The following is a 12028-nucleotide window of genomic DNA, read 5'->3' on the forward strand; positions in this document are numbered from 1 at the left end:
AACTTCTATATAAATTCTCTATGCCCAATGGCTTTCGAGTTGTGTCTGAACGATAAAGAAAATATTTATTTAAAAAAGAAAAAGACAAAACATTATGTGTGTCTTTTTCTTTTTTCATTCCATCATAAAGATAAGCTAATCATGTTGATGTTCAGTAACTTGGCAACCGCATTCTCTCCCCCAATTTTTCAACTTGGAGGTTTTACCAATCCCCGGATTTAAAGTATTAGTTGGATCAGTTAATTGATAGAAACGCTTAAGCAGTGGTTTAGCTTTATATAAGTGACCAACGTTATGTTCGGCAGGATATTCCGCGCCTCGTTGATTCAAAATTTCCAACATTCTTGTTTTCAATGCATGAACATCTATACCTTTTTTAACAATATAGTCCTGATGGAATACATGACACATAAAATGTCCATAATATAGCCGATGAACTAACGCTTCATTGATTTCGGCGGGCAAAGTTTCAAACCATTCACGATCATTACGGCGCAAAGCGATATCCAATGCCAAAATATCTTCTACTTCATTACTGTGAACAGCTTGGTAACGAATAGCTGCCCCTGCGGCTGCAAAACGATGTAAGAATGCTTTCGCCCCCTCTTCTGGGGAACAAGCAAAATACTCGCCATCAGCTTGTTTAAAATAATTTTCCAGCCACTCACTCGCCTCTTTTATACCTTCACCCGACATTTTCAGCATCAAGTGATGCTCGAAGCGGTTTCGATATTCTTTCAGGCGAATGGGTAAATGAGAGGGTAACAAACGGCTCAGCCCCTGCATAACACGATCTGTCAGATGTGATGGCAAAAATGGCACTTTGCCTAATGTAGCATCAACTCGTCCTTTCAAGTTGAAAAACATTGGCATTTTATCTGTGCCCAGTTTATCAATCATAACGAAGGTGTCTTTCCCATATATTTCTGCAATATCAAATATATCCCGATGCATGTATTCCCCAGCGACTGGCAAGTACTGAAAATTAGATAAAATATAACGCCGCAATTCTGTCAATACTTCCGGTTGGTTGGTGCCGATATAAAAAACCTGCGAAGTTGACTCTGCCGGAAAAGTATCAAGACGAACCGCAAAAACAATTAATTTCCCTGCACAACCCGAGGCTTCAAATAACCTGCGCTCATCAGCATTAAACCTTGATGGCGTATCTGCATTTATATCTCGGACGCGCTGTGAATATTCATGATCAGAACCAGCACTGCCACCATGCTGGATATCTTCAGCGCGGTAACTTTGCTCTTCCAAACAAATCAAAATATCTTCGGGTTGATCACCCAAGGATATTCCCAAATGGTTAATTAGTTCAGCCTCTCCTTTTTCATTAACTCGGCCATAAAGCGCCATTTCAGTGTAAGCTGGCCCACGTTGAACTAAAGAACCCCCTGAATTATTACAAATTCCACCAACAACGGATGCACCAATACAAGACGAACCAATAACTGAGTGTGGTTCACGTCCCAATGGTTTCAATACCTTCTCTAAATGCCATAATGTACTGCCGGGGAATGCAATGACTTGATTCGTTGACTGAAGAATCTGAATTTTATCCATTCGTAAAGTGCTGATAATGACAATATCGCGATCATAATCATTGCCACTCGGTGTGGATCCTTCCGTTAACCCAGTATTGGCTGCCTGCATCAAAATAATTTTGTCGGCTTCAACACAGGCTTTGAATACTTTCCACTGTTCCAATAATGATTCAGGAAATACAACTGCAAGGGCATTTCCTTGTCCAGAACGAAAACCTTTGCGGTAACGTTCCGTTTTTCTGGGTTCAGTAAGAATATGAGAGAGTCCAACAATATTTGTGAGAGTGGCGATTAATCGCTGATTTTGAGGATTTTTAGCATCATTCATAATAATTCTCTTACCTTATTATTAGAGCCGGACAAACCAGATCTTAATGAAATCAGGCATGGCTAATTTGCTATTTATTATATGATGTCTTTTGATGATATTTGTGTAATTTATACTCTTTTTTTCATTTCAAATAAGAAACAGCACCCCAAGGTACTGTTTCAGAAGGAAAATACTTATCTATTTTTCAATTTCAAACCACTGCTTTTTAGCAACAACCGAATCGTTCTCTGACTATGATTCAGTAAATTGTGGCATTGGTTGACGGAAGCTACGAGTCAGGAAAAACATGTAAAGAAGACCAATGCTCCCCCAAATCAAACCTAATTCCATAGAGTTTACTTCCAAATTCATCCACAAGACACCCACTGTCGCAGCACCAAGAAGTGGTAAGATCAAGAAGTTCAAGGTGTCTTTCAATGTATTATTACGGCGTTCACGAATATAGAATTGAGAAATCACCGATAAGTTCACAAACGTAAATGCAACCAATGCACCAAAATTAATCAGAGCCGTTGCAGTCACCAGATTCAACCAACCTGCGGATAAAGCAATAATGCCAACCAATATCACGTTGATTGATGGAGTACGCCATTTAGGGTGAACATAAGCAAATACTTTTTCAGGCAATACACCATCACGCCCCATTACATAGAGTAGACGAGATACACCTGCGTGTGCTGCCATACCAGAAGCCATCACGGTTACACAGGAAAACACCAAAATAATTGATTGAAATAGTGCCCCTGCAACATACAGCATAATTTCTGGTTGAGATTCATTAGGGTTTTTAAACTGAGAAATATCAGGGAAATAGAGCTGTAAGAAATAAGACACTGCAATGAAGATAACACCACCAATTAATGCGGTCAGGAAAATAGCTTTTGGAATAACCTTTTCTGCATTAGGTGTTTCTTCAGATAAAGAGCTAATACCATCAAACCCGAGGAAAGAGAAACAAAGTATCGTCGCTCCAGTTATCATTGGAATCAATTTTGCTTCTTCCGACGTAAACGGTCGCATACTGAGCAAAGTGCCAGCACCTTCTCCGTTATGTACGCCAGACATTAAGAAACCGACAAATGCCACCATGACAGCAATTTGCACAACCACAATCAGGCCATTAAGGTTCGCTACAACATTAATGCCACTCAGGTTGAACACTGTCATCAATACAGCCAAACCAACCACAAAGATCCAAGGATCAATGCCTGGGAAAATGGCTTGAAGATAAATTTTTGCCAGCAGGATATTGATCATCGGCATAAGCAGATAATCCAGTAAAGACGACCAACCTACCATAAACCCAAGATGGGGATTCATTGATTTTTGTACGTATGTGTAGGCGGAACCTGCTGATGGAAAACGTTTTACTAATTTTCCATAACTTAAAGCTGTAAATAAAATTGCGGTCAGTGCGATAGCATAAGATGTCGCAACATGTCCATCCGTCAGTTTAGAAACTATGCCAAAAGTATCAAAGATAGTCATTGGCTGCATGTATGCAAGACCCATCATAACTACTTGAAACAAAGTCAATGTTCTTCTCAATTGAACGCGATTGCTGGCACTGGCTTGGTTAGTGCCGAGAGGGATTGAATTATGCGACATGAGCGAAACCTCCCATAACTTCGATTTGGGTACTGATACAACTACTTAATCGATAGTTACTGGGTAGACTTCGCATCTGTCTATAGACAGAAAAGAAAGAAGAATTAGAGGATGGTGAACTGACAGAGGGCCATGCCCCGTAGTCATCGTTGCAGCAACGAGCGCCAATTGGCACAAGTGCAAAAGAGAATAGTTGCTCCATATTTGCATTCCTCAGTACAGCAACCCAGTTTCAATTATGGTTGCTTATGGTCAGTATCGATCCGGAACAGAATCCGGCCTCTTGGTGTTGTAAAAAATAACTCAAAGCAAAAAAAATAACTGGTGCATATTTACGCACCAGTTATTTTTAGTGCACGCATTTTGCACTTCAAGTCCAGAAATAGCAAGCGCCATGACACTAAAAATTCATTATTTTTTACGACACTACAAGGCCTTATAAAATAAGCTCTTACTGAGTTTGTGCTCAAGCCTAACGCCTTCATATCCGTTGATTGGCCTTTGGTTGTTTTTTAGCACAGAGGAGAACTATTTACCATTTAATTATGCGTATTTTTATAGCAAAAAATCATCCTATCATCGAAAAATTGATAACGGGATGACTCTATATCATGTCTAAATGTTATGCATATGACTAATATTAATAAAAAACAAAATATTAATTAAAAGTCATAATTAATGCCGATATTGTAACGGCGACCATCTAAGACTGCTCCGTGGATTTCTTGAGTAACACGTTTATCAAAGAGGTTGTAAACGCCTCCCATTAAGCGGAGGTTTTTTGTCAGGTTATAAGACATCCCAAAATCGACAAAGGCGTAAGAAGGTGTACCATTTTGCTTATTTTTACGATATTGGTAATCTTTTGTTTTCCCTCTGAAATTAGTACGAACCCACGTATCCATCTCTGGTAATGGTTGCCAATTCAAAGTTGCATTCGCCATATGTGTCGGCATTTTATTTAATGGCAATCCTTTGAATTTCCCACTCTTTTGCTCAGATTCGGAATAAGTGTAGTTTGCCAATAATGACCAGTTTTCTACAATATTCCATTGCACTGTAGTCTCAATTCCCCGTAGATTAGCTTTATCTACATTGATTCTTTCATTAATAAAATCATAATTTAACCCACCAATTGGTGAACATATTGTTGGAGGAGTAGCTTTGTTATCACATTTAGTAAATTCAGTGATTTTATTTTTGAAGTCTGTATTAAAAACAGTAATACCAATATTAAAGTTTTCTTGGTTATTCCAAATTACGCCAATTTCTTCACTAACACTTTTTTCTGGTTTTAAGTTGGGGTTTCCTAAAATCATTCCATTTAGCTCACCACCTCCTGTTACCTGCCCCCAATTAGGCGAAACTTGGCGCAAATTAGGCGAACGATAACCAGTAGATACACCACCTTTGATTGTCCAATATTCATCAACATGCCATACACCATACAAACGAGGAGTCCAATTTGCTCCGAAGTTTTCGTCTTTATCTAATCGAATTCCTCCCGTTAGAGCAAAATCATTAGTCATTTGCCATTCATCTTCCGCAAATAGAGCCCAACTCCAACGGGTTAACTTATTTATATCTTTTGCTGAAGGCAATTGGTTACTAGTACTGTCTTTCAACATTTCATAACGGTACTGTCCACCTACACTTAGTGTATGATCACCCAACGTTAATACAGTCTGGTTATTAAATACTGTGTCATCATATTTCATTTTACGTTCTGGATTATGAGATTCATCTCGCTGGATATAAGAAGTCATTAAGCCAAAATCATAAACACCTGTATGAGTAATTGAATAATTATTACGCTTATAGCGACTTATATCATCTGATTTACGGCTCTTACCAGCCGTTGCGTCACGATCTTGTTCATAACGTCCAATTTCAAAGTCGAAACTATTTTGTTCATCAGGCGTTAAAGAGAAAGTCGCTGCACCGTTACGCATTTCTTGTTCTCTAAATCCACCATTAAATTTATCTTCGTTACGGTGAGAAAACAGTCCATTAACTTTTAATCCCAACAATCCATCAATCAATGGCCCTGCTGCATAAGCGCTGGTTTGATAGCTGTTACCAGAATTTTTACTCTCGGTCAGAGTAGTATCTGCACGCAAGCTGACATGCCACTCTTTCTGTACCTTACGGGTAATAATATTGATTACTCCCCCCATAGCATCCGAGCCATAAAGGGAGGACATTGGGCCACGTACAATTTCCACTCGCTCAATGGACGCCAATGGAGGTAGCCATCCCTGTTCAATACCTGAGCCATCACTATTTGGACGAGTGCTACGTGTATCCATACGCTTACCGTCAACTAAGATCATGGTATATTGTGATGACATACCACGAATACTGATATCACTGCTACTACCACCACCAGTAACAACCACGCCCGGCACATCTTTTAATGCATCCGTTACATCACGGTAGGCTTTAGTTTCCAGTTGCTCACGGCTGACAACTGAAATAGAAGCTGGTGCATCTTCAATCTTTTGCTGGAATCCCGCCGCTGTAGTGACAATAATTTTATCTTCACTATTATTAGCAGCCAAAACAGTGCTGGATGAAATCGCAGCAATAATACTTAGTACAATTTTTTTCTTTGCAAAAACAGCCATTCCCGATTCTCCAAAAGGTAGAATAGAATTATTTAAATTAATATGGGTAACCAACACGCGTCCATAGTCAGGGATAATTAATTACCCCTGTCAGTGTTATATTTATTAGATTAATTACACTTTATTTTTATTAAAGCGATTTATAACTTTTATTATTCTAACTTACTAATTCTGTCACTAAACCATCAATTAATACTTGTGGTACTCCCTGAGAACAATGTTCAATTCGGCCTTTGATACCATAAACTTCTGCCAAACTACCCGGAGTAATAACTTGTTCAGGTGTACCTTCGGAAATTAATTTACCTTTCTTTAGCATTAATACATGGTCACCATGACGCAATGCGATATTAATATCGTGAACAACAACAATCGTAATAATATTACGACGACGCGTTTCACGTGCAACTAAATCCATTACATGATATTGGTAATTTAAATCCAAAGCACTTAATGGTTCATCTAATAATAATAATGTCGGACGGCGGATTAATGATTGAGCCAACCCAACCAACTGTTTCTGACCACCAGATAGTTGGTCCAGATAACTAAGCGCCAAATGCTCAATACCAAGTTGGCGTAGCAGTTCCATGACTTCTTGTTCACATTGGCTACTACTCACACTACCTGATGCTCGTTGAGCAACGATGACCGATTCCAATACATGAAGATGCACACCCGCCGGTAATGATTGAGGTAAATAAACCACCTTTTGAGCGCGTTGGGCAAAATTCATCTTCATCAGATCCTGCCCATCCAACAGCAGTTCACCGCTGGCTTTATTCAATCCCGCCAGCGAACGTAGAAGTGTGGATTTACCACAACCATTCGGCCCTAATAATACGGTAATTTGACCACGCGGCAATACATTGAAGTCTAGATTGTTAATTACCGGATGCTTCGGATACCCTGTCGTCAATCGATTAATTTTCAATCCCTGACTCATACATTCCCCCTATGGCGTAAAACAATGCTCAGGAAGAAAGGCACACCGACCAACGATGTTACGATCCCAACCGGTATGATAACGCCCGGAATCAGGTTTTTAGAGGCGATGGAAGCCATTGATAAAACCAATGCACCAATCAACGCACTCGCAGGCAGGAAAAAACGGTGATCTTCGCCAAACATCATTCTGGCGATATGAGGAGCAACCAATCCAATAAAAGCAATTGGGCCAACAAATGCAACTGCCAATGCTGTCAGGATACTGATACGTAACAATGTTCCCAAACGAAGGCGGCTGATATTGATACCAAAGCTGATCGCGCGATCTTCTCCCAGACGCAACGCGGTCAACTTCCAAGAATTACTCATTGATATAGGCATCATGACTGAGAAAACTAACATCATAACACCCAATTTTTCCCATGTTGCTCTGCCTAAGCTACCCATTGTCCAAAAAACCAACCCTTGTAAGGTATCTTCCGTAGCGATAAATTGCATCATTGAAACTAACGCATTGAAGGTAAACACCATCGCAATTCCGAACAATACAACGCCGGAGGTTGCAACTCTTGTCCAACGGGTAATACCATCAAGCATCAGGGCAGCCAATAATGCGAAGAGAAAAGCATTTGCGGAAATAAACCACTGATCTGGGATTCCCGGAATACCAATTCCAAGCACAATGGCCAATGCCGCACCAAAAGAAGCGGCATTGGAAACCCCCAAAGTAAATGGACTAGCTAGTGGGTTATTCAGGATTGTCTGCATTTCAGCGCCAGCCAATCCAAGCGATAGGCCGATCACTACCGCCATCAGGGTATAGGGTAATCGAATATCCCAAACAATCACCCGTGTTGCTGCGTTAACACTTTCTGGTGAAACCAGTGTTTGCCAGAGGGTTTGCAGTGATAACCCTGATGGTCCCATTGTAAAATCCAATACAACAGAGGTGCCAATCACCAAAACGATGAATAATATCCATGCAATACGTCGGCGCAGGATAAGACGATAATGTTCTTTTATATCGCAATCATTTAATTGCTGTTTCACCATTGGCATAGGCTCGGTAGTGACACTCATTTTTTATTACCTATTACTGCTTATTTCTCACTGACCCAATATGTTCCTACTGGCTCAATAGCCAAGAATTTATCATGAAGCTCTTGCAACGTATGTTGCGGATCTAAGTCGGCAAATTTTTCAGGGTAGAACCATTTAGCAAAAACCTGAGTAACAACAACGTTGTAAGGAGAGTTGTAATAGTGATGCCAGATAGCATGACTACGCCCTTCCTTTACAGCAGTTAGGTTATTGATGCCTGTACGTTCAGTAATTGTTTTCAGACCAGCACGGGCAATATCGGCAGAAGTCTTGGCACCCATTCGAATCCCCTCACCTTTCTCATCTGGATCTTGTGCGCCACTTGCGATGTATATATAAGGGTCTTCAGCAATGACTTTTTCCAGATTCATTGTACCCAATGGAGAAGGCAGTACTTCTTTAGCAATATTCTTGCCTCCAGCCAAATCAATGAAATTCCCCATATTGCCATTACCTGCCGTACCACAGCAATCTTCACTGGAGCCTGCTCTTAGTTCGATAAATACTGAAGGTTTTTCAGCATCTGGTATGCGAGAAGTAATATCGGTTACCAGTTTTTGATTTTTTTCGTAAAAATCAGCGTAAGCATTAGCCTGTTCTTCACGATGCAGAATTTTACCCAGCATACGAATGCTAGGTAATGTATTTTTCAAAGGATCATTGCGGAAATCGACAAAAACAACAGGTACACCTGCTTTTTCCAACTGTTTCACCAATTCACTGTTTTTCCCAGGACCATGCCCAGACAGGCCAAAAATAGCGACATCAGGGTTGAGTGTAAGCACTTTTTCAGAGCTGACACTATCAGCGCTAGTATTACCAATCAGGGGAATATTATCGATTTCAGGAAATTTAGCTTTATAAATAGCGTAAGTTTGTGGGTCCAGTTTGCGGAAATCACCTTGCCAACCAGCGATACGAGCCAGAGGTTTATCCCCTTCCAATATTGCAACAGAATGGAATAGGCGACCTTCTCCCAACAAGATACGATTGACTGTCTCAGGCACCTCAACAGTACGTCCAGCAACATCAGTGACTGTTTCAGCCCAAGATGCAAAACTTGCCATCATGGCAGAACCTGCCATTAGACTGATACTCATACTTTTCACGACTGCTCGAAATACAAACTTCACTTTAGTTAGCCTCTTCATACAACAATTGTGGCGCTAACAATAAAGCAAATAAGAATACTTATCAATGCGATTAAAGCTGTATATCCGAAATTTACTCTCCATATTTTTCCCTAATCGCATGAAAAATAAAAACTGCCAATTCCATCACAGAACAGGCAGTTTTTTTGTAAAAAAAATCAATAATATTTTAATCAAAAAGCATCAATTTTGTGATGTTTGTTAACAAATTATTCCTTATCAGTATATTTGAATACTGGAAATTCCATCTCATTGTACTTAACAAAACGAGTCTTCTTTTTCAGCTTGAAACTAAACCAAATGAGCAGGAATAACGGGAGGCCAATGTAAGTTGCCGTCACTCCGTACCAATCGATCTTATCTTGTAAAAACGCCTGATAATTTTGGCCCAAGGTGATAACCAAACATAAAATAAAGGCAAAAATAGGCCCGATAGGGAAGAAACCTGAACGATATGGCAGAGCATTCACATCAAGGCCTTGAGCAACATAGCCTTTACGAAAGCGATAATGGCTGATTGCAATTCCGAGCCACGCAATAAATCCAGTCATGCCTGAAGTATTCAATAACCACATATAAACGGTCTGATTGCCAAACATGGAACTGAGAAAACATAATCCTGCCACCACAGTCGTGGCATAAAGTGCATTACGTGGAACACCACTTTTAGACAGATGACTAAAAATTTTTGGTGCCTTACCTTCTTTTGCCAACGTGAATAGCATACGGGTAGAAGCATACATTCCCGAATTTCCCGCAGACAATACAGCGGTCAATATCACTGCATTCATTATCGCAGCCGCTGACAATAAGCCAGCATTTTCAAACACTAGAGTAAATGGGCTAACACTGATATCTTTCACGCCATTGCGCAATAAACTAGGATCAGTATAAGGAATAATCAGGCTGATGATTAAAATAGCAAGCACATAAAACAATAAGATACGCCAGAATACCTTACGTACAGCACGAGGGATATTTTTCGCTGGATCTTTCGATTCTCCTGCGGTAATGCCTATTAGTTCTGTCCCTTGAAAAGAGAAGCCGACAATCATCGCCACCCCAATCATGGCTGAAAAACCACCCGCAAAAGGTGCGTCAGCAATCACCCAATTATTCCAACCTGCACCTTCGGCACCTTTCAGGATGCCAACGATCATTAAAATACCGACAACGATGAACACAACAATAGTGGAGACTTTAATCAAGGAGAACCAATATTCTGCTTCACCAAATCCTTTGACGGAAATGAAGTTCAACAGGAAAACCAAACTAAGGAACAATGCGCTCCATACCCAGCCAGGAACATCATTAAACCAATATCCCATAACCAATTGCGCCGCTACAAGGTCAACCGCAATTGTCACTGCCCAGTTATACCAGTAGTTCCATCCCAATGCGAAGCCAAAACCTTCGTCAACATATTTGGAACCATAAGTTGAAAACGATCCCGAAACAGGCATGTATGCTGCTAATTCGCCCAAACTGGTCATCAAAAAGTAGACCATTAAACCAATTAATGCATAGGAAAGTAAGGCACCCGCAGGACCAGCCTGAGAAATTGTTGCGCCAGAAGCAACAAATAATCCCGTGCCAATTGATCCACCGATGGCAATCATTGCCATGTGTCGTGCTTTTAATTCACGGCGCAGGGTTTTTGGAGCCTGATCCCGTGGCATACATTCTTCTCGAGACATTCTGTTCCTATATTATTTAAAAAAATTTAAGGCGGGATTGTAACAAATCCTCGTCGCCAGAATAGCGGCGATTCGTGGTTATAAGATACCTTCATAATCCATAGCCAATTATTAGCTACACGATTATGTCCTCAATATTAGTTACAATAACTCAATAGCTTTCGTAACGCATTGGACATGTGTTTCTGGCGATGGTAAATCAGGTACAAGGTGCGATTGAGACTCAGCCCAGGGATGACCAGTTCAGATAATGTGCCATTTTTCAGTTGCTCTTGAACGACTCGCCGTGAAAGGCAGCTGATCCCCATCCCATACTGGACGGCATGTTTGATGGCTTCCGAATTACCCAATTCCATTGCGATATTGAACCTGGGCATTTGTGAGAACAAAAGATGATCCAAAACTTCCCGTGTTCCTGAACCTTTTTCTCTCAATATCCAAGGCGCTTTAATTAGTTCCTCCACAGTCAGATCACGTTGCAATAACGGGCTTTTAGGCGATGAAAAAACAATCAACTCATCTTCCATCCATGGTTGTGTGATCAATTCAGGATCATGACACAACCCTTCAATCAATCCCAAATCAACACGAAATTCAACAACTGCCTTTATCACATCTTCAGTATTGTTGATATTCAATTCCAATGGTGTCTCAGGATAATCCTGACGATATCTCGCCAGCATTTCAGGCAACATATAATTGCCAATCGTGCTACTGGCTGCTAACCGCAATGCTCCCAATTCAAGTTTGAAAAGCTGCTCTATTTCACCAACCTGTTCAAGTAATGCCAATGCCTTAGGATAGAGTAAACGCCCATGTTCATTGGTAACCAGACGTTTTCCGACTCTATCAAACAGTTGTACTCCCAACTGACCTTCAAGATCTGTTAGTGAAGCACTAACCGCAGATTGCGATAATGCTAACTGCTGAGAAGCCTGTGTTGTTGAACCACTTTTCAGAACTTCTGCAAAAATCTCCAGTTGTCTCAGAGTGATACGCATATGGCCTCACG

General features: G+C 40.5%; 9 protein-coding genes. All 9 read right to left on the reverse strand.

All coding sequences use genetic code 11. The features are described from left to right. Window positions 1-135: 135 nt before the first annotated feature. A complete protein-coding gene (gene dld, locus Xvie_RS10910; RefSeq protein WP_086109347.1) occupies window positions 136-1881 on the reverse strand; it encodes a D-lactate dehydrogenase in 1746 nt (581 codons plus the stop codon). Between the two features lie 234 nt (window positions 1882-2115). Beyond that, window positions 2116-3492, reverse strand: coding sequence for an APC family permease (locus Xvie_RS10915; protein WP_086109348.1), 1377 nt, complete (start codon window positions 3490-3492; stop codon window positions 2116-2118). Next, window positions 3482-3694 (reverse strand): hypothetical protein, encoded by a 213-nt coding sequence (locus Xvie_RS10920; protein ID WP_086109349.1) that lies wholly within the window; start codon window positions 3692-3694, stop codon window positions 3482-3484. Before Xvie_RS10920 ends, Xvie_RS10915 begins: the two co-directional genes overlap by 11 nt. A 460-nt stretch (window positions 3695-4154) precedes the next feature. Further along, the gene (locus Xvie_RS10925; RefSeq protein ID WP_086109350.1) at window positions 4155-6119 is read right to left on the reverse strand and encodes a ligand-gated channel protein; all 1965 of its coding nucleotides are present in this window, start codon (window positions 6117-6119) and stop codon (window positions 4155-4157) included. A 157-nt stretch (window positions 6120-6276) separates the two neighbouring features. Next, complete coding sequence (locus Xvie_RS10930) at window positions 6277-7065, reverse strand: ABC transporter ATP-binding protein (protein WP_086109351.1); 789 nt, start codon at window positions 7063-7065, stop codon at window positions 6277-6279. Next, entirely contained in the window at window positions 7062-8147 is a 1086-nt protein-coding gene (locus Xvie_RS10935) for a FecCD family ABC transporter permease (RefSeq protein ID WP_086109352.1), read from the reverse strand. The genes Xvie_RS10930 and Xvie_RS10935 overlap by 4 nt, the downstream gene beginning before the upstream one ends. Window positions 8148-8167: 20 nt before the next feature. Continuing rightward, a complete protein-coding gene (locus Xvie_RS10940) occupies window positions 8168-9268 on the reverse strand; it encodes an ABC transporter substrate-binding protein (RefSeq protein ID WP_422645925.1) in 1101 nt (366 codons plus the stop codon). A 260-nt stretch (window positions 9269-9528) separates the two neighbouring features. Beyond that, a complete protein-coding gene (locus Xvie_RS10945; protein WP_086109354.1) occupies window positions 9529-11016 on the reverse strand; it encodes an amino acid permease in 1488 nt (495 codons plus the stop codon). Between the two features lie 137 nt (window positions 11017-11153). After that, window positions 11154-12017, reverse strand: coding sequence for a DNA-binding transcriptional regulator YeiE (gene yieE, locus Xvie_RS10950; protein ID WP_086109355.1), 864 nt, complete (start codon window positions 12015-12017; stop codon window positions 11154-11156). Window positions 12018-12028: the final 11 nt, after the last annotated feature.

The organism is Xenorhabdus vietnamensis (assembly GCF_002127535.1).
Lineage (GTDB): Bacteria > Pseudomonadota > Gammaproteobacteria > Enterobacterales > Enterobacteriaceae > Xenorhabdus > Xenorhabdus vietnamensis.